Origin of the sequence: Loktanella sp. 3ANDIMAR09, assembly GCF_001420005.1 — a bacterium.
Taxonomy (GTDB): domain Bacteria; phylum Pseudomonadota; class Alphaproteobacteria; order Rhodobacterales; family Rhodobacteraceae; genus Loktanella.
Genome location: NZ_LJAK01000002.1, coordinates 410,080 through 429,575 on the forward strand (window position 1 = coordinate 410,080; position 19,496 = coordinate 429,575).

Annotated in this window: 18 protein-coding genes and 2 tRNA genes; 15 read left to right on the plus strand and 5 right to left on the minus strand. The window is 60.6% G+C overall.

Going from position 1 to position 19,496, the window contains the following annotated elements; translation table 11 throughout:
* Position 1 precedes the first annotated feature (1 nt).
* Genes AN189_RS04895 through AN189_RS04920 form a run of 6 tightly spaced genes read left to right on the plus strand, consistent with a single transcriptional unit; the run spans position 2 to position 6,224 of the window.
* Complete coding sequence (locus AN189_RS04895; RefSeq protein WP_172794856.1) at positions 2–442, plus strand: TrgA family protein; 441 nt, start codon at positions 2–4, stop codon at positions 440–442.
* A 2-nt stretch (positions 443–444) separates the two neighbouring features.
* A complete protein-coding gene (locus AN189_RS04900) occupies positions 445–1,581 on the plus strand; it encodes an NUDIX domain-containing protein (protein ID WP_056031866.1) in 1,137 nt (378 codons plus the stop codon).
* Between the two features lie 32 nt (positions 1,582–1,613).
* Positions 1,614–2,642: a cysteine synthase A gene (locus AN189_RS04905; RefSeq protein ID WP_056031869.1), complete on the plus strand. Its 1,029-nt coding sequence runs from the start codon at positions 1,614–1,616 to the stop codon at positions 2,640–2,642.
* 2 nt (positions 2,643–2,644) lie between these two features.
* Positions 2,645–5,152 carry a mechanosensitive ion channel domain-containing protein gene (locus AN189_RS04910; RefSeq protein ID WP_056031872.1) on the plus strand — a complete coding sequence of 836 codons (2,508 nt, stop codon included), beginning with the start codon at positions 2,645–2,647 and terminating at the stop codon, positions 5,150–5,152.
* Entirely contained in the window at positions 5,149–5,871 is a 723-nt protein-coding gene (locus AN189_RS04915; RefSeq protein WP_056031875.1) for an alanyl-tRNA editing protein, read from the plus strand. The genes AN189_RS04910 and AN189_RS04915 overlap by 4 nt, the downstream gene beginning before the upstream one ends.
* Entirely contained in the window at positions 5,871–6,224 is a 354-nt protein-coding gene (locus tag AN189_RS04920) for a hypothetical protein (protein WP_056031878.1), read from the plus strand. Before AN189_RS04915 ends, AN189_RS04920 begins: the two co-directional genes overlap by 1 nt.
* Here AN189_RS04920 and AN189_RS04925 read toward each other — a convergent pair.
* The gene (locus tag AN189_RS04925; protein WP_056032173.1) at positions 6,221–7,279 is read right to left on the minus strand and encodes an AI-2E family transporter; all 1,059 of its coding nucleotides are present in this window, start codon (positions 7,277–7,279) and stop codon (positions 6,221–6,223) included. The two genes, AN189_RS04920 and AN189_RS04925, sit on opposite strands and share 4 nt — an antisense overlap.
* A gap of 205 nt (positions 7,280–7,484) precedes the next feature.
* Between AN189_RS04925 and AN189_RS04930 the strand changes: the two genes are divergently transcribed.
* The 5 genes from AN189_RS04930 to katG all read left to right on the plus strand — a co-directional run bounded on the left by AN189_RS04930 (position 7,485) and on the right by katG (position 12,175).
* Positions 7,485–7,574 (plus strand) — tRNA-Ser (locus tag AN189_RS04930).
* Between the two features lie 134 nt (positions 7,575–7,708).
* On the plus strand, positions 7,709–8,389 hold the full coding sequence (locus AN189_RS04935) for a DUF6538 domain-containing protein (RefSeq protein WP_056031881.1): 681 nt from the start codon (positions 7,709–7,711) through the stop codon (positions 8,387–8,389).
* Between the two features lie 319 nt (positions 8,390–8,708).
* Complete coding sequence (locus tag AN189_RS04940) at positions 8,709–9,161, plus strand: YeeE/YedE family protein (RefSeq protein ID WP_056031884.1); 453 nt, start codon at positions 8,709–8,711, stop codon at positions 9,159–9,161.
* A 3-nt stretch (positions 9,162–9,164) separates the two neighbouring features.
* Positions 9,165–9,584, plus strand: a complete 420-nt coding sequence (locus AN189_RS04945; RefSeq protein WP_056031887.1) for a DUF6691 family protein — start codon at positions 9,165–9,167, stop codon at positions 9,582–9,584.
* Positions 9,585–9,868: 284 nt separating this feature from the next.
* The gene (gene katG / locus AN189_RS04950; protein WP_056031890.1) at positions 9,869–12,175 is read left to right on the plus strand and encodes a catalase/peroxidase HPI; all 2,307 of its coding nucleotides are present in this window, start codon (positions 9,869–9,871) and stop codon (positions 12,173–12,175) included.
* Between the two features lie 416 nt (positions 12,176–12,591).
* On the opposite strand, the gene AN189_RS04955 is transcribed toward katG, so the two are convergent.
* Positions 12,592–13,050 (minus strand): Lrp/AsnC family transcriptional regulator, encoded by a 459-nt coding sequence (locus AN189_RS04955; RefSeq protein WP_056031893.1) that lies wholly within the window; start codon positions 13,048–13,050, stop codon positions 12,592–12,594.
* Positions 13,051–13,203: 153 nt separating this feature from the next.
* Here AN189_RS04955 and AN189_RS04960 point away from each other — a divergent pair, with 153 nt between their 5' ends.
* Positions 13,204–14,217 carry a 1-aminocyclopropane-1-carboxylate deaminase gene (locus AN189_RS04960; protein WP_056031896.1) on the plus strand — a complete coding sequence of 338 codons (1,014 nt, stop codon included), beginning with the start codon at positions 13,204–13,206 and terminating at the stop codon, positions 14,215–14,217.
* Positions 14,218–14,343: 126 nt separating this feature from the next.
* Positions 14,344–16,677, plus strand: a complete 2,334-nt coding sequence (locus tag AN189_RS04965) for a transketolase (protein ID WP_083484262.1) — start codon at positions 14,344–14,346, stop codon at positions 16,675–16,677.
* 226 nt (positions 16,678–16,903) lie between these two features.
* Here the strand turns inward: AN189_RS04965 and AN189_RS19720 are convergent, their stop codons facing one another.
* Positions 16,904–17,152, minus strand: coding sequence for a DUF6538 domain-containing protein (locus AN189_RS19720; RefSeq protein ID WP_083484246.1), 249 nt, complete (start codon positions 17,150–17,152; stop codon positions 16,904–16,906).
* 65 nt (positions 17,153–17,217) lie between these two features.
* A tRNA-Ser gene (locus tag AN189_RS04975) sits at positions 17,218–17,307 on the minus strand.
* 132 nt (positions 17,308–17,439) lie between these two features.
* Here AN189_RS04975 and AN189_RS04980 point away from each other — a divergent pair.
* The gene (locus AN189_RS04980; RefSeq protein ID WP_056031905.1) at positions 17,440–18,267 is read left to right on the plus strand and encodes a DUF2059 domain-containing protein; all 828 of its coding nucleotides are present in this window, start codon (positions 17,440–17,442) and stop codon (positions 18,265–18,267) included.
* Position 18,268: 1 nt separating this feature from the next.
* On the opposite strand, the gene AN189_RS04985 is transcribed toward AN189_RS04980, so the two are convergent.
* A complete protein-coding gene (locus AN189_RS04985; protein ID WP_056031909.1) occupies positions 18,269–18,598 on the minus strand; it encodes a hypothetical protein in 330 nt (109 codons plus the stop codon).
* Positions 18,599–18,778: 180 nt separating this feature from the next.
* Between AN189_RS04985 and AN189_RS04990 the strand changes: the two genes are divergently transcribed.
* A complete protein-coding gene (locus AN189_RS04990) occupies positions 18,779–19,492 on the plus strand; it encodes a 50S ribosomal protein L21 (protein ID WP_056032176.1) in 714 nt (237 codons plus the stop codon).
* Positions 19,493–19,496: the final 4 nt, after the last annotated feature.

Sequence of the window (19,496 nt, forward strand, 5' to 3'; positions counted from 1 at the left end):
CATGCCAACAGCCGGAAAACTGACGGGGGCGATCCTTTATGCCGTTCTGGCCGGGGGGCTTGCCTATCTGACAGGCCCCTTGTTTGACGCAGGACGGGCACCGGGTTTCTGGTATCCGCTATGCATCGTTGCGGGATTGTTGTGCGGTTGGCGCATCATGGGCGCACGGGTTGGTCAGGGCTACAGCATCGCCATCGGCACGGCGCTGACGGCCGCCGGGGCCGTGGTGTTCTGGGCCTTGTTGATCCTGTCGGGACATACGATGATCACCCGGTCGATGCGTGGGCAATATGATGGCCCGATGGATGCACTGATTTCGACCTTTGGCTTGATGGCAGGCTACGGTCAGCAGTTTGCAACCCCCGTTGTGATCGGCGTGCTGGTGCTGGGCGGCCTCATCGCGGGGCTGATCACCGAGGCCGTCGGCAGCAAGTACCACTGACCATGCGTCTGTTCATCTACGGCACATTGCTGGACCAATCCTTGCGTGACGCGGTTGCGGGCGAGGGCGGCCAGCTGGTCGATGCAGTGCTGCCCGGCTATGCTGTGCGACCGCTGGCAGGCAGTGTTGTCCCGATCGTGCAGGCAGATGCGCAAGCCACCGCACAGGGCAAGCTGTGGGATGGCATCAATGCGGATCAGGCGGCACGGCTGGCGCTGTACGAAGGCATCTATGACTATCGTTTGATCGACGTGACGGTGACACTGGCGGACGGCACCGCTGCCGCGGCGCAGATGTGGGTCCCGCCGCAGGATGCGGGCCTAGGTGACGGCAGTTGGTCGCTGGCGCATTGGCAAACGCATTACGCAAAGGCGTCGGTGCTCGCGGCACAAGAGCTGTTTGCGATGGACCCGTTGCCCAGCCTGTCGGACCTCGCATGGCAATTTCCGATGATGCAGAAACGCGCCTGGGGGCAGGTGCAGGCCAGCCAGACCGCGGCCCCCGGCAGTCTGCGCCATTCACCCGGTGCGGGCGATGTGACGGTCACCCATCGCAAACCGCCTGTCGGCAGTTTTTTCCGCCTGCAAGGGTTCGGGGTCGAACATCGCAGGTTCGACGGAGGCAGGCAGGGGCCCTTGCCGCGCGAGGTCTTTGTCGGGATCGAGGCGGTGATCGTGCTGCCCTATGATCCGGTCAGTGAACGTCTGGTTCTGGTCGAACAGCTGCGCATGGGCGCACTGATCCGCAACGATCCGAACCCCTGGATTCTGGAACCGGTGGCCGGGATGATCGACGCCTTTGAGGCACCCGAAACCGCCGCCTTGCGCGAAACCAAGGAAGAGGCGGGGCTGGACGTGACCCTGCGCAAGGTCAGCGGCTGTTATCCGTCGCCGGGAAATGCCACCGATTTTTTTCATTGCTATGTCGGGCTCACCGATATTCCGGACACCGATCACTGGTCCGGCGGTCTTGCCGCGGAACACGAAGACCTGCGTTTGCACGTGGTCACGCTGGATCGCGCGCTGGAACTGGTCGCCAGCGGAGAGATGAATGTCGCCCCCGGCGTGATGCTGATCTACTGGTTGGCATTGCACCGGGCTGCGTTGCGGGTTGAGTTCAGCGGTGGCATCGCTAGTTAGGTGTGCGTAACACCGCGCGAAAGGCCGCAGCCATGACCATCAAATCAGATCTTGCCGATACCGTCGGAAACACCCCCCTGATCAAGCTCAAGGGCCCGTCCGAGGCGACAGGCTGCACGATCCTGGGCAAGGCTGAGTTCATGAACCCCGGCCAGTCGGTCAAGGACCGCGCCGCACTCTACATCATCAAGGATGCCGTGGAAAAAGGTCTGCTGAAGCCCGGCGGCACCATTGTCGAGGGAACGGCAGGCAACACCGGCATCGGTTTGGCGCTGGTCGGGGCCTCGATGGGGTTCAAGACCGTCATCGTCATCCCCGAAACCCAGTCCGAGGAAAAAAAGGACATGTTGCGTTTGGCGGGGGCAACGCTCGTGCAGGTGCCGGCGGTGCCCTACAAGAACCCGAACAATTACGTCAAATATTCCGGCAGGCTGGCCGAACAGATGGCCCGCGAGAGCAACGAGGGTGTGATCTGGGCCAACCAGTTCGACAACGTGGCGAACCGTCAGGCACATATCGAAACCACCGGACCCGAAATCTGGGACCAGACGGATGGCAAGGTTGACGGGTTCATCTGCGCCGTGGGGTCTGGCGGGACGCTGGCGGGTGTCGGCATGGCATTGCAGCCTAAGGGTGTCAAAATCGGTCTGGCCGATCCCGAAGGTGCCGGCCTGTTCAAGATCTACACTGGCGAGGAAAACCCCGGCGACAGTATCACCGAAGGGATTGGTCAGGGACGGATCACGGCCAACCTCGAAGGGTTCACGCCCGATTTCAACTACCGCATCCCCGATGCAGAGGCGCTGCCGGTCGTGTTCGATCTGTTGCAAACCGAAGGTCTGTGTCTGGGCGGATCGTCCGGCGTGAACGTAGCCGGTGCGATGCGCATGGCGCGTGACATGGGACCGGGCCACACCATCGTGACGATCCTGTGTGACTACGGCACCCGCTACCAGTCCAAGGTCTGGAACCCCTCGTTCCTGAAATCCAAGGGCCTGCCGGTTCCCGGCTGGCTGGATCAGGACCCGCAGTCCATACCCGGCGTGTTCGAGGACGTTTGACCATGTCGCAGCCCCTGATCGCGCTGATCGTCATGGTCGGTTTGATCATGGGCGGGCCTGTGGCCGCACAGGTTGGTCTGGACGGGCTGATCGGCGGCACATCCGCCGAAGAGGAACCCGCACCAGATGCCGCAGCGTCCGAAGCCGAGGCCGAGGCCGATACAGAAGCACTGGACGCAGCAGAGGCCGCATTTGCCGCCGCAGTGCCCGACCTGTCCGACTGGACCGACCTTGCGGCCGCCGTCGAACGCCAGCTTGATGATCCGGGTATCTCGGATGCGGCGCTGGCCGAGGCGCGCGATGCCCTGTTTGGCTGGCGGCAGCGCCTGTTGGAGCAGACGGACATCAACTCCGGGCGTATCAACACGGTCCAGAGCCAGATCGAGGCGCTGACGCCGGTGGCGGCGGATGCCACACCGTCGCCCGCGATTGCCGCACGCCTGGACACCTTGGGTCAAGAACTGGACCGCCTGCGCGCACCGGGCTTGCTGGCGGCAGAAGCAAGCGCACGCGCCAGCGGTCTGATTTCGGAAATCGACGGTCGCCTGCGGCAGGTCGGAACCGAACGCATGTGGTCCCGCGATAACGCCCTGTTCTGGCCCGGCAGCATCGCCGAAGGCGTCAGCGCAGCCCAAGGATCGCTGGCGCGGGCCATCCGTCGCTACCAGTTGCGGATCGCAGGTGTCGGAGAGGACCAGTTTCTGGCAAACCTGCCCGTCGGAATCGTGGCCTTGCTGGCCGCGTTGGGATTGCTGATCCGGTCGCCGCGTCTGCTCTTGCGGGCCCAAACCAAGGTGGAACAATCCCACGCACGTGGGCGCGCTGTCTGGGCATTCTTGCTGTCGGGCCTACAGATCGGCCTGCCGGTTGCCGGCATGTCGCTGCTGTTTCTGGCACTGCGTCAGTTCGGTGTGCTGCCAAGCGGTGACACCACGGTGACCAGTTCCGTCTATGCGGCGGGCGTTCTGGTGATCGTTGCCCGTTGGCTGAACGTGCAATTGTTCCCAAAGGGCGAATTTAACGGACCACTTGGCTACACAGCCGACGTCAGACGCAAGATCCGGCGCACGGGGATGGGGCTGGGCACTGCGGTTGCCGTCCTGTTGATCATGGCGGCAACACTGGAGGATGATAACGCATCGGCGCTGGCGCGGGCTGTCGTCACCTTTCCGGTACTAGTTCTGGCCAGCGTGCTCTTGTGGATGCTGGGCGCGCTGTTGCGGCGCGCGCCCACCGCCGAGACCGGCGAGGAAAGCAGTGGTCGGTTCAGGCATGCCCTGGGGCTGATCTACATGTCGGTCGCGGTGGTGACGCCGATCCTGGCCTTGTTGGGATATACGCAGGCTGCACGCGGTGTGTTTGCGCCGTCGGTCATGACACTGGCGATCCTGGGCGGGTTCATCGTGTTGCAACAGCTGATCACGCGGATCTATGCGCCTGATGATACGCAGGACGGCGGGTCGCTGGTGCCTTTTCTGGTCGGAACGGTGCTGTTCGTGCTGCTGATGCCGGTGACGGCATTGGTCTGGGGTGCCAGCGTCACCAATCTGCTGGAAATCTGGACGCAGTTCCTGGCCGGGTTCAGGATCGGGGAAACGGTGGTCTCGCCAACGGATTTCCTGACCTTTGCTGCGGTCTTTGCCGTGGGTTACCTGCTGACCCGTTTCATTCAGCGGTCGCTCAAGAATTCGGTGCTGCCGCGCACGAAACTCGATCTGGGTGGGCAAAACGCGGTTGTGTCCGGGTTGGGGTATGTCGGGATCACGCTGGCGGCGCTGATTGCGATCACGCTGGCCGGGATCGACCTGAGCAGCCTGGCGATCGTGGCGGGTGCACTGTCGGTGGGCATCGGTTTCGGTTTGCAGACGATCGTGCAGAACTTTGTGTCCGGCATCATCCTGCTGATCGAACGCCCCATCGGCGAGGGCGACATGATCGAGGTGAACGGACAGGTCGGTTTCGTGCGCGACATTTCGGTGCGGTCGACCCGGATCGAAACCTTTGACCGGACCGACGTGATCATTCCCAATGCCGATCTGGTCAGCGGACAGGTCACGAACTGGACACGCGGCAATCTGGTCGGTCGCCTGATCCTGCCGGTCGGCGTGGCATACGGGTCCGATATCGAACAGGTGCGCGACATTCTGCGTGCCGTAGGCAACAACCATCCGCTGGTGATCGCCGACCCCGAGCCGCAGGCGCTGTTCGTGGGCTTTGGCGCATCGTCGCTGGATTTCGAATTGCGGGTCATTCTGCGCGACGTGAACTGGAAAATGATCGTCACCGACGAAATGAACGGCGAGATCAATGCAAAACTGGCTGCGGCCGGAATCGAAATTCCGTTTCCGCAACAGGACGTCTGGCTGCGCCAGCCAAAATCATCCGACACGTCATCTGGCCCGTCCGAACCCGCGCCAAAGCGCCGTCCGTCAGAGCCGGAGGCCATGTTGACCTCGGACGATTTCGAGGCGGACGGCGACGCCGATCCCGATGCAGGGCAGGGTGCATGACGACAGCCTTGTATCTGGATGACGCCTATCAGCGGCAAGCCACAGGGCGTGTGACGGCCCTGACCGCCGAAGGCGGCATCGTGCTGGACGCCAGTCTGTTCTATCCCACCGCAGGCGGACAACCCGGCGATTCCGGTCATCTCGAATGGCAAGGGCGGCGGCTGATGATTGCCACAGCGATCAAGGGTGCAGGCAGCGATATCATTCTGGTGCCTGCCGAACCTGCGGCCCTGCCGCCCGTGGGAACCCATCTGACGCAAACGCTGGATTGGGAACGCCGTCACCGTCTGATGCGGATGCACACGGCGCTGCATCTGCTGTCTGTCGTTATTCCCCAACCCGTGACCGGCGGCCAGATCTCGGAGGCAAAGGGGCGGCTTGATTTCGACATGCAGGACCCGCCCGATGACCGCGATGGCTTGACGGACAGGCTGAACAGCATGATCGCCGCAGACTTGCCCGTGACATCGCAATGGATCACGCAGGCCGAGCTGGATGCGCAGCCCGCACTGATCAAGACCTTGTCCGTCAAACCGCCGCGCGGCGCGGATCAGGTCCGGCTGGTGCAGATCGGGCGGGGTGCCGAACAGATCGACCTGCAACCCTGTGGTGGCACCCATGTCCGCAGCACGATCGAGATCGGTGCGCTGCGTCTTGGCAAGATCGAAAAGAAGGGCCGTCAGAACCGGCGTGTCTATCTGCATTTGGAGGATGGCTGATGTTTCAACTGATCTGTTTCGCGACCGCGGTGATCTGTCTGGGGTTGTTCTGCGTTCTGCTGATTTCGCCGGGCCTCTATGTCGGGCTTTATGCGCAACCTGACGCGGGGGCTACATTCATGGGACGGCGGGCGGCGCCGATTTTCCTCGGCCTGGCGGTCCTGCTGTTCGTACTGCGGGATACGCCGCCGGGAACACTGCGCGATGCCGTGGCGTTCGGCATGGCTGCCACCTGGGCCGGTATCGCGCTGACCGGGATCTGGTCTTACGGTATGGGGCAGGCCAGCTATGCCATCCTTGTTGCCGCTGGGATCGAGCTTGCGATGGCCGCGGCATTCGTGATCGCCCGCTAGCGCTGGTCGAGTGCTGCTTCTTCTTCGGGCAGACCCTCGCGCGACAACAGGATTGCAAAGGGGCGCAAGGCCGCGACATGGCTGCAAACCACCAGCATCATCACCATGATCGGCACCGACAGGAACATGCCGGGAATGCCCCAGACCGCGCCCCAGAACGCCAGTGACAGCAGGATGCCGAAGCTGGACAGGCGCAGGGCGCGGCCCATCAGCATCGGATCAATGATCGACCCGTTCACGAACTGGATCGTGCCTGCAATGACAAAGATCAGCGACGTCATCCACGGATCGCCCAGCTGGATATAGGCGGCCAGAACCACAAGGCCGGTTGCGATGATGGACCCGATGTTGGGAATGAAATTCAGCACAAAGGTCACCACACCCAGCGGCATCGCGATCTCGAGGCCGAACGCCCGCGCAAGGGCATAGGTCATGGCCCCTGTGGCGAGGGAAATGATGGTCTTGACCAACAGGTAATAGTTCACGCGGCGAATGATGGACGCGATGATGCGACCGACCCGTTTGGCCTGCGCGGGGTCACCCGTGAAATTCAACAGCTTGGTCTGAAACCAGACGCGTTCCGCGAACAAAAATCCCACGAACAGGATCACCAGAACGGTGGCCTGCGTCAGGCTGGTGGCCCCGCCTGCCGCGCCGCGCAGGTAGCCAGACAGCTCGATGGACTGCATGGAATTGCGGACCGCACTTTCCACGTCTTCACCGGCCCAGGCAAAGAGCGCCGCCACGGCGTCCGGGGCTCTCTCGGCATAGGCGAGCGTCGTGACCAGCACCGTGTTGATCTGGGCCACCACGATCGAGGTCAGGGTGATCAGGGCTGTGGCGATCAACACGACAGCCGCGACACTCGCCAGCCAGTTCGGGACATGGAACGGACCGATGCGTGAACGCGCGATAAAATTGATCACGTCAGATGTCAGCGAGAACAGGATGATGGCGGTCGCCAGCGAAATCAGGATGAACCGCGCCTGCACCAGCAGGAACAACACTACGGCGAATGCAATGATGATCAGCGCGGCCGTCTGAACGCGGGTCATGTCTGACCGCTGATCCTGACCGTCTGGCGTTGGTTTCGGCGTGTGTTTCATCGGGCCGTGCTGTTTTGGAACGTGGATCGCTGATGCCAGCTGTGCGTGACAAAACTATGTCGGCTCTTGTCCGGGGTGACAATGCGATGCGCGATAATTTCCCGCTCTAACGGGCTTGCACGCCCCGAAAACCCCCGCTAAGTAGCCCAGCAACGGACAGGTGGCCGAGTGGTCGAAGGCGCACGCCTGGAAAGTGTGTAGGCGGGAGACCGTCTCCAGGGTTCGAATCCCTGTCTGTCCGCCATAAATCTTTGGTTCAGCTTCTTGATTGCCTAATAATATTCATAAGTTAGGGTAGTTGGGGCGATGTGACATAACCGTTGCGCCTTGATTTGCTACCCATTTCGCACCACATCCTGCTACCCGAGGGTTTCGGTGATGTGCGATGTCGGACAACCTCACCTTACGCGGCAGACGTATTACCTGAAGCGGCGCGTGCCTGCGCGGTTTGCTGAAGTGGCGCCGCGGCCGGTCATCTGGCACAGCTTAAAAACAGATTCTCGCGCGATTGCGCTGTCGAAGGTGGAACGTGTTCGGGCGGGATACCTCGATGGATGGGAAGCGCGGCTTGCGGGGCGTGACGGCGACGCGGAGGCCCGGTTTCGGGCGGCGCGCGATCTGGCCGCGAGACAGGGTTACGCTTTTCTTTCTGCGGACTCGGTTGCAAATCTTGAACTGATCGATCTGCTGCGCCGCGTTGAGGCGACGCAGGCACCGTCCAATGACGTGCAGCCAGAGGTCGCGGAGGCGCTGTTGGGCGGCGTTGAAGAGCCCGGCCTGATGCTGTCCGGGCTTGTCGCGCATACCGAAGATATTGCGTCACATGACAACCGGTTCAAAAGCGCCCAGCAGATGCGGTTGTGGCGGAACCCGCGCATTCGTGCGGTTCGCAACTTGATCGAGGCGATTGGTGAAGATCGTCGGGTGGTGGACGTAACCGCGGTAGAAGCGTTGCAGCATCGTCGGCTATGGCAGGACAGATTGAAAAGCGGAAAGCTGAAGGTCGCCTCTGCCAACAAGGATTTCCACTATATCGCAGGCATGCTGCGACGGTTTTAGGATGACCTTGGCCAAGCGGCACCGCCGCAACCTTATGCCGGTATCTCGATCCGTGACCGACATGCCAAACCGACCCGCAAGCGTGAAGTGCCCGTCGATTTGATCAAGGAGAAATGGTCGGCACCAGGTGCGTTGGACGGAATGAACGACGAAGCACGCGATATCCTATTGATCAGTATCGAGACAGGGTGCTGGAGTGCCCCCACTGAACGGTAGTCCTGCCTGCAATCGCGCAGACTGCCATCGTCATCTCTTGGCTTTGAAACGCAATGCGTCCAGAAATTGGCTTTCGTATCGTTCATGTTTGACAGGGAACATCATGCTGCCAGCCGTCACCACTGCATTCACGCCCTTTGCGTCGCTTTTCGGCGGCATCCTGATCGGGCTGTCGGCCGTCATGGTCATGGGGCTTTTCGGGCGCATTGCCGGAATCACGGGGATCACGTCGGGCGGCATCAGCGTGGTGGACCCCACGCAGGCGACCGCGCGCGACTGGTCCTGGCGTCTGGCGTTTCTGGCAGGCCTGATTGCCGCGCCGCTGCTCGTGACGGCGGTTGTGGGCGCGGTGCCGCACAGTGTCCCGACAAACCTGTGGGGCATGGCGGCAGCGGGTTTGATCGTCGGCACCGGCACCGCACTGGGCTCCGGCTGCACTTCGGGTCACGGCGTCTGCGGGTTGGCACGCCTGTCCAAGAGGTCCGCTGTTGCCGTGCTGACATTCATGGCCTTTGCCTTTGTCACCGTTTTCATCATGCGTCACGTCTGGGGCTAAAAAATGCGGATTCTCTTCGGTCTTTTGTCAGGTCTTGTCTTTGGTCTTGGCCTCGTGATTTCGGGCATGTCGGACCCGGCCAAGGTTCTGAATTTCCTTGATGTGTTTGGTGCCTGGGACCCGTCGCTTGCGTTTGTGATGGGTGGGGCGAGCGTGACGGCATTCATCGGTTATCGTCTGGTCTGGCGCAGACCGGCCCCAGTTTTGATGCAGACATTCGATATGCCCGACACCACGCGGGTTGATGCACCGTTGCTGACCGGGGCCGCATTGTTCGGGATTGGCTGGGGCATCGGCGGTTTTTGTCCGGGTCCGGCCTGGACCGCGCTGACATTCGCGGCACCGGGGACATTGGTGTTCCTGCCGATGATGCTGATCGGTCTATATGCAGGCCGCCAGATCAAGGCACGCATGCGCGCCTGAATCCGCGAAAAATAATACGAAATCATCAGGTTGCGGATGTTTCGCGTCTTTAGCATTCGGGCCGATGTTGCGATTTTTTCCGGCGGGGCGATGAATCCGCCAGGTTGATCCTGTTTGATACCTTTGGGTTTTGACCGTCCTGGCCGGTCAATCAACCGTGACCCCGGCGTTGATCCGATGGGGGCGGGCGCTAGCTCCCCGATCAGAGGCGGCACGCAGCTGTGCCGCAAAGTCAAATGCCACGCGCCCCCTTGGGCTGTGTCGGCAAACGAAAGGATCACCCCATGAAGGACCACGCTGCAACGCAAGGTGCCTGCCCATTTCGCGGAACGCGGATCGGTGGCGCACAGGGTTCAGAGCCGAATGTAAACCACTGGTGGCCGAACCGGCTCAAGGTCGAGGCACTGTATCAGGACCCGCCGCAGGCCAATGCCCTGGGCCGCGATTTCGACTATGCCGCGGCCAACGCCAAGATCGACCACAAGGCGCTGTGGGAAGACGTGCGCGCCTTTTTGCATACGCCCGTCGATTGGTGGCCATCGGATTACGGTCACTATGGCCCGCAGATGAACCGCATGTCGTGGCATTCGGCCGGCACATACCGGATCGCTGACGGGCGTGGTGGCGCGGGCGAAGGGATGCAGCGCTTTGCGCCGATCAATTCCTGGTGGGACAACGGCAACACGGACAAATCGCGCCGGCTGCTGGCCCCGATCAAGGCGAAATACGGTGCCGGTCTGAGCTGGGCCGACCTGATCGCACTGGCCGGCACCGTCGCGCTGGAGGACATGGGTCTGCCGGTGCAGGGTTTTGCCTATGGCCGCGAGGACGCATGGTCAGCCGATGTGAACACTTACTGGGGACCCGAAGGCTGGTTCGGCAAACCGCCGTCCGAACAGCCCGCAGACCCGCAGCTGGGTCACCCCGAACAGATGGTCAATCGCGGTCTGCGCTGGGAAGGCGGACCAAAGGACGACCACTATGATCTGGAAAACCCGCTTGCTGCGTCCCACCAGTCGCTGATCTACGTCGATCCCGAAGGTCCGGGCGGCAACGGCGACCCGATGGATGCCGCGCGTGACATCCGCGAAACCTTTGCGCGGATGGCGATGAACGACGAAGAAACGCTGGCACTTGTGGCCGGGGGGCACGCCTTTGGTAAATCGCACGGTGCCGTGCCTGCCTCTGAGATTGGTGGCGCACCGGAAATCGCCAAGATGTCCGAGCAGGGTCTGGGCTGGTCGAACCCGGTCGGATCCGGCAACGCCGAACATACCATGACGAACGGGATCGAAGGGTCCTGGACGCCGAACCCGACGCAATGGGACAACGATTATCTGACCAACCTGTTCAAATTCGAATGGGAACAGACCAAATCGCCCGCCGGTGCGCTTCAGTGGACGCCGACCGATCCTGACGCGCCGAAAACGCCTGATGCCCATCTGCCGGGCGTCATGAACCCGCTGATGATGATGACCACGGATATCGCGTTCAAGGTCGATCCCGCCTACCGCAAGATCGCCGAAAGGTTCCTTGAGGATTTCGACTATTTCACCGAAACCTTTTCCAAGGCGTGGCATAAACTGATGCACCGTGATCTGGGTCCGACCTCGCGTTGGCTGGGGCCGGATCAGGGCGGCACGTTCATCTGGCAGGACCCGGTGCCCGAGGTTGACCACCCGCTGATCGACGCGACGCAGATTGCCGACCTCAAGGCGCGTGCGCTGGATCTGGATGTCGCTGCGACCGATCTGATCGCGGCGGCATGGGCTGCGGCATCGACATACCGCGACAGCGACAAACGCGGTGGTGCCAACGGTGCGCGGGTGCAATTGGCACCGCAGCGTGGCTGGGCCGTGAACAACCCCGCCCGTCTGGACCGTGTTCTGGATGCGCTGACCGGGTTGAAATCGGACTTTGACGCAGAGGGCGCGGCAAAGGTGTCGATGGCTGACCTGATCGTGCTGGCCGGATGCGCCGGGGTTGAGGCCGCCGCCAAGGCAGGCGGACACGACGTGACGGTGCCGTTCGTGCCGGGCCGCACTGATGCCACGGCCGACATGACCGACGACGAAAGCTTTGAATGGCTGCGCCCGGTTGTGGACGGTTTCCGAAACTATGTGGACGATGCGGTGGGCTACAACGTTCCGCCCGAACAGATCGCGCTGGACAAGGCGGCGTTGCTGTCGCTGTCGGCACCGGAGTGGACTGCATTGACCGGTGGCCTGCGCGTGCTGGATCAGAACTGGGACGGGTCGGACAAGGGCGTGTTCACGGATCGCCCCGGCACGCTGTCGGCTGATTTCTTTCGTGAACTGGTGTCCACGGATCTGGACTGGCGGCCTGAAACGGACGCTGAAACGGCCTTTGATCTGGTGGATCGTGCGACCGGCCAGACGCGCTGGCATGCCACGCGTCTGGATCTGGTCTTCGGTGCGAATGCCGAGTTGCGCCAGATTTCAGAACTGTATGCAGGTGTCGATGGGGAAGGGTATTTTGTCGATACCTTTGTGCGCGCCTGGCACAAGGTGATGATGCTGGACCGTTTCGATGCCAAGGCCGAACGCAAGGCCGCAGTCAGCGACTGCTGATCGCGCGCGGGCGCATGAAAACGCAGGACGCCGCCCCGGGGGCGGCGTCCATGCATCTGGCCGTCAGGATCACACTGACATGAAACGTGCCGCCGCCAGGGCAGGGCACAAACAGAATCACAAAGGGACGTGTGGCGGAGAGACAGTCCGAAAATTCATACACATCAATGACTTAAATCTTTGATATTGCGAGAAAAGTAGTTCTGCAGTGTTGCATTTTGTGCAGCAAAATGTGCAGCAAAAAGTTTCTTAGATCGTGATCATGTGACATTCAAGCCAGAGAAACATTGTCTGGTAATGGACCGATCACCTTCAATGTGGGCCATACCAGCCATTTAACCTTATCGCAGCAAACGTCGACTCCGAGCCCAAGATGACCGATGCTGCGCCTGACACGAACGTCCGCTTTGGGAATTTCAGAAATCTAGCGGAGCACCGTCCTTCACTTCCTTCATGACAAAAAACGTTCGAGCCTGTCTGACTTCTGGCAACGCAATGAGGACCTTTCCGTGGAAGCTATTAAAGTCTGCCATGTCGGCTACTCGGATTTTCAACAGGTAGTCGAAGTCACCGGCGACGAGGTGACAATCGAGGATCATTGGCAGATCAAGGACTGCTGCCTCGAATTTGGCAAAACTCTCGGGCGTTGAGCGATCCAGCACAACACCAACCATCGCAATCGCGCCCAGCCCCACGCTTTCAGGGTTCACAACCGCCCGAACGGTTTGAATATAGCCATCATCAAACAGCCTTTGGGTGCGCCTATGGCACGTCGCAGGGCTGACGTTCACTGCCATAGCAAGGTCTGCGTTGCTCATTCTGCCGTCCGCTTGCAACAAGCGAAGCATCCGTTTGTCGATTCGATCCAGGGGCATGGTGAGAGATTCTTCCGTTATCGGGTCCCATAGTGGAATTACCACGCTGAATTCTCCGATCCAATAATCTTCTTGTCAAAGTTTTGATACAACTTTGAAAGCACCCCTCACGCGACCTTTGTTACTCTCGACAGTAGAAAAAAGGAGCACACCATGCTGGAAAAATTTGAACGCTATCCTCTCACTTTTGGTAAAACGCCGATCGAGCATCTTCCCCGTCTGACCCAGACCCTCGGCGGCAAAGTCGAGATTTACGCCAAGCGTGAGGATTGCAACTCGGGCCTCGCCCAAGGCGGCAACAAGCTTCGCAAGCTTGAATACATCGTGCCGGATGCAATTGCGTCGGGGGCCGATACACTGGTGTCTATTGGCGGCGTTCAATCCAACCATACGCGCATGGTCGCGGCGACGGCGGCCAAGATTGGGATGAAATGCCGGTTGGTGCAAGAGGCGTGGGTGCCTCATGATGATGCGGTCTATGACCGTGTCGGCAACATTATGATGACCCGCCTGATGGGCGCGGACAGCCGTTTGGTGGACGATGGCTTCGATATCGGCATCCGCACCAGCTATGAAAAAGCCATTGAGGATGTGAAGAAGGAAGGGGGCAAGCCCTACGGCATCCCCGCCGGTGCGTCTGTGCATCCGTATGGTTGCCTTGGCTATGTGGGCTTTGCCGAAGAAGTCCGCGAACAAGAGGCAGAGCTTGGGTTCAAGTTCGACTACATCGTGGTTTGTGTTGTCACCGGATCGACCCAAGGCGGCATGATCGTCGGCTTTAAAAAAGATGGTCGCGCGGATCGTGTGATCGGCATCGATGCGTCAGGCACGGTTGATCAGACACGCGCACAGGTCAAAGAGATTGCCAATAAGACCTGCGATTTGATCGAGTGCGGCTATTCGATTGAAGACGAGGACATTCATATCAACCCCGACTACGCCTATCCAGCCTACGGCGTGCCAAGCGCCGAGACCAATGATGCGATCCGTCTGGCCGCGCGCACGGAGGCGATGATCACGGACCCTGTCTATGAAGGTAAATCCATGCAGGGGATGATCGACCTGATTAAGAAGGGCTTCTTCCCCGACGGATCAAAAGTGCTCTACGCGCATCTGGGCGGTCAGCCTGCGCTGAACGGCTACAGCTACACCTACCGTAACGGCTGATCCCACTTGCTGCGCCGCTGAACGGGCGGCGCGGCGATCCAATTTCCCCGCGAGGCGTCAAACGTGACTGAGCAAAACTCCCACCTGAAAACCGTGGAACAACGGCTGCTGTGGCTGTCCCACTGGATGATCCACCATGCCAACCACATCCGCCCCAAGGCGGACGGGATCAAGGTTGGCGGGCATCAGGCGTCGTCTGCATCCATGGTGTCGATCATGACCGCGCTTTATTTTGGCGTGCTGCGGCCCGAAGACCGCGTGGCGGTCAAACCCCATGCTTCGCCCATTTTCCACGCCATGCAGTACCTCATGGGCAACATGACACGCGAGAAGATGGAGAACTTTCGCGGGCTTGGCGGTGTGCAAAGCTATCCGTCGCGCACCAAGGACATTGATGATGTGGATTTTTCGACCGGTTCTGTTGGGCTTGGAGTGGCAATTACGTCCTTTGCGTCGTTGATACAGGATTATGTGCAGGCCAAATCGTGGGGTAGAGACCTGCCGCTTGGCCGCATGATCGCGCTCATGGGCGACGCCGAACTGGACGAAGGCAACATCTATGAATGCCTGCAAGAGGGCTGGAAAAACGATCTGCGCAATACGTGGTGGGTGATCGATTACAACCGCCAATCGCTTGACGGGATCGTGCGCGAAGGGTTGTTCGAGAGGGCCGAGAAGGTCTTTGATGCCTTCGGCTGGGACGTGGTGCGCGTAAAATACGGCACCTTGCAACGGGCCGCTTTTGCCGAACCCGGTGGCGACAAGTTGCAGGCATGGATCGATGATTGCCCCAACCAGCTTTATTCCGCGCTGACCTATATGGGCGGGGCCGTTTGGCGCAAACATTTGATGGACGATCTGGGCGATCAAGGTGATGTCACGGCGTTGCTGGATGCACGCAACGATGACGACCTTGCCGCTTTGATGGAAAATCTCGGCGGCAACTGCGTGGACACGATGGCCGAAACATTCGCCGCCATTGACCATGACCGCCCCGTCTGTTTCCTCGCCTATACGATCAAAGGCTGGGGCACGCCGATTGCAGGCCACAAAGACAACCACGGCGGCCTGATGAGCAAGGCGCAGATGGCCGATTGGCAGGCGGATATGGGTGTGGATACGGGCGATGAGTGGGAGCCGTTGGCGACTGTGAGCGACCCCGCCGCGTTCCAAAAACACCTCAAGACGGTTCCGTTTTTCGCCAAGGGTTCGCGCCGATATACTGACGATGCGATCAGCGTACCCAAGATCGACATTGCCAGTGACCGTGAAATCTCAACCCAAATGGGGTTTGGCAAAATCCTTGATGATCTGTCAAAAGGCGACAGCGAATTGGCGTCACGGATCGTCACCACGTCGCCCGATGTCACCGGCACGACGAACCTTGGCCCATGGGTTAACAGGCGCAAGCTGTTCGCACGCAAAGCGCAGGCTGACACCTTCAAAGACCACAAAATCCCGTCAACCGCGAAATGGGAATTCGACCCCGAAGGCCAGCATATCGAGCTTGGCATCGCCGAGATGAACCTGATGCTGCTCTTGGGCGCTGCGGGGCTGTCGCATTCGCTGTTTGGCAAACGCTTGATCCCGATTGGCACGGTCTATGATCCCTTCGTGTCCCGCGGCCTCGATGCGTTGAACTACGCCTGCTACCAAGACGCGCGGTTCATGTTGGTGGGCACCCCGTCCGGCGTCACGTTGGCCCCCGAAGGCGGGGCGCACCAATCCATCGCCTCGCCCCTGATCGGCATGTCACAGGACGGGCTGGCCGCGTTTGAACCTGCATTCGTGGATGAGCTTTCGGTCATCATGGAATGGGCTTTTGATTACATGCAACGCAGTGGCGATGGCGACCCTGACGAGCGCACATGGCTGCGCGATGAAACCGGCGGGTCAGTCTATCTGCGGCTGACAACCAACCCGATTGAACAACCGGGCAAGCGGGTTGACAATGGCTTTCGCCAAGGTGCGATTGACGGGGCGTACTGGCTGCGCAAACCCGGTCCAAACTGCGCAATCGTATTCGCGTACCAAGGGGCCGTCGCCCCCGAAGCCATCGCCGCAGCGGGTATCATCGGCGAATACCGCCGCGACGTCGGTGTGCTGGCCGTCACCTCCGCAGACCGTCTGAATGCCGGTTGGACGGCGGCCCAACGCGAACGCGCGCGGGGCAATCCAGAGGCCGTGAGCCATGTTGAGACGCTGCTGAATACACTGCCAAACACCTGCACAATCGTCACCGTGATCGACGGCCACCCTGCAACGCTGTCATGGCTTGGGGCCGTCGCAGGCCACAAAACCATCCCACACGGCGTTGAACACTTCGGCCAAACCGGCACGATAAATGACCTCTACCGCCACTTCCGCATCGATCGCCACTCGCTTGCTGAATCTGTCAGCGAACTGACGACAGGCGACCGATCGCCATCTGCGGCTTGGAATACCCTTTTGCCATCGTGAAAGTGTAAAAGCGGAGATTGGCGCGGATGCAGCGAATGGCAACTTGGTCCGCATTGCAGGCTTTGACTCGGATTACGCCGAAGGTCTGCAACCGTCGCTTTCGTGACAACCTCCCAACCTTCCCCTAGCCTGGCATGATGTCGAGCCAAGCGTGGACAGATGCTGAAAATGACCTGATCGTCGCGGACTATTTCGCGATGCAGTCCGACGATGTGGCAGGCCGTCCCTATAACAAGGCCGAGCATCGGCGGCTGGCCCGATCCGCCTTGCCATGGGCGATTGTCTCCGAGTCGGTATGCAGGCTGATCCAGACGGTTTCGCGCGGCTCGATCCCCCGATACCGGCGCGGGACGCGGCGGCGGAGGTGGTAGAGACGGCCTCTTTTTGCGATGCTCATGGCGGAAATCCTCCGCGTTTGTGCAGCAAATTGTGCCGTAAAAAAATGCAGCAAATCAAGCGGATCAAGAGCCGCCATAAGCGCGAAAATGCCGAATTTCGCCCTACTATCAGCGCGTTACGCAACAGCGATCTTGGGGTAAATGGCGGAGAGACAGGGATTCGAACCCTGGGAACCCTTGCAGGCTCAACGGTTTTCGAGACCGCCCCGTTCGACCACTCCGGCACCTCTCCGCACCAAGGGTCAACGGTGGGGCGTGTAATCGGCCTTGCGCGGGTCTGCAAGCCCCAAGATGCGGCCTTTGTCCTTGTCTGTAGCCGATGGTCGGTTACCTATTTGAAATAGCCAATCCGAAGGACCTCTTCATGTTTTCAGCACTTCGACAGTCCACGCTCATAGCGGCCCTCGTCTTTGGCAGCGCGACGGTGGTCACCGCGCAGGATATCGACCCGGTCTATGATGCGCTGCGCATGGATGAACTTGTCACCATCCTGCGTGCCGAGGGGTTGCATTATGGCGATGACATCGCTGCCGAATTGTTCAACGGTCCGGTCAGTGGCGCGTGGGATGGCGCGGTGGACGCGGTATTCGACACCACGGTCATGGCCGACACCTTGCGCAGCGGTTTGGCCGCAGGGCTGGACGATACTGATACCGATGCGATCGTGGCGTTCTACGACAGCCCATTGGGGCAGCAGATCACCACGTTGGAACTGTCCGCACGCGAGGCGTTTCTGGACGAGACCATTGAAGAGGCGGCAACAGAGGCCGCGGCCATCGCGGTGGCGGATGGCGGCCCGCGCATCGATCAGATGAACGCCTATCTGGCGGCCAATGATGTCATCGAACAGGAAGTCACATCGACCATGAACGCAAGCGTCGCGTTCTACATGGGGCTGATGGACGGTGGCGCGCTGCCACCGTCACTGACCGAGGACGAGGTCCTGCGCGACGTTTACAGCCGTCAGGACGAAATCCGGCGCGACGTGACCTCGCGGGTCTATGCGTTTCTCTATCTTGCCTACGATCCGCTGAGCGATGCGGATATCGACGCCTATATTACTTTCATGGAATCCCAGCCCGGTCAGGCGCTGAGCCGGGCGACGTATGCGGCCTTTGACGCCTACTATATCGACGCATCACGGCAATTGGCGCTGGCGGCGGCCGCTCAGATGCGGGTGTCTGACCTGTAGATCAGCGCCCCCAGACCAGCAGGGCGTTGCCCAGTGCGGCAGGGCTGGCGGCGTATAGCCCGGTATCCGATTGCAACTGAATGATGCGGGCAGGGCGGTCAGCCGCAGGAACCGAGGCTGCGTCGAAAGCGCGGGTCAGCGCCGGGCCACCGCCCGCCGCGATGTCGGCGTTGATCGCGGGGAATTCGGATTTCACCGCCAGTTCAACTGCGCCACGCGTCTGATCGGGCACTGTCGGACGCGACAGCTTACCTGTAAACGGGTTCTGAAACGCCACGCCCGCCGGGGCGCAAGCCGTGAGAAAGATCAGGCAGATCGGTCCTGCGCGCATGGTATTTCCCTTTGCCGTGGGGTTGACTTGATCCCCGGTTGATCAGATAAGCCGCCATCCGCGCAAGTCTCTTGTGTCGGACCTACATGAATTCGCCCAAGGGCGCGCTGTTGACAGGTGGCTTGGCCGCAAATGCCCCGCGGGGAACCTGACCGACGCGAAAGACAAAAGGAAGACCATATGTTCGCGGTTATGAAAACCGGTGGCAAACAGTATCGCGTCCAGTCGGGCGACGTTCTGCGTGTCGAAAAGCTGAACGCCGAAGCTGGCGATGAAATCCAGTTCAACGAAATCCTGATGGTTGGCGACACCGTCGGTGCGCCGCTGGTCGAAGGTGCCGGCGTCAAGGCAACCGTGATCGACCAGATCAAGGGCCCCAAGACCATCAACTTCGTCAAGCGTCGTCGTAAGCACGGTTCGCAGCGCCGCAAGGGTCACCGTCAGCAGCTGACGCTGGTGCGCATCGGCGACATCCTTGAATCCGGTGCAGACAAGTCCGGGATCAAGGCTGCCGTGTCCGGCCGTGGCATTGCATTCGCAATCGCCGGTGTTGCCGCAGCAGCTGGTGCTGCCGCCGCCTATGCCGCGACCCGCAGCGACGACAAGGCGGAGGCCGCGCCGAAAAAGGCCAAGCCGTCCGCCACTGAAAAAGCGGCCCCCAAGGCCAAGACCGCCAAAGAGGCATCTGTCACCGGCGGTGCGGACGACCTCAAGCAGCTGTCGGGCGTAGGCCCCGCGCTGGAAAAGAAACTGCATGCCGAAGGTATCACGACCTTTGCGCAGATCGCTGCATGGACCGATGCGGACGTCGAAAAATTCGGCGAGCTGCTGTCGTTCAAGGGCCGCATCGAGCGTGAAGGCTGGATCGAGCAAGCAAAAGAACTTTCGAAGTAAGGAG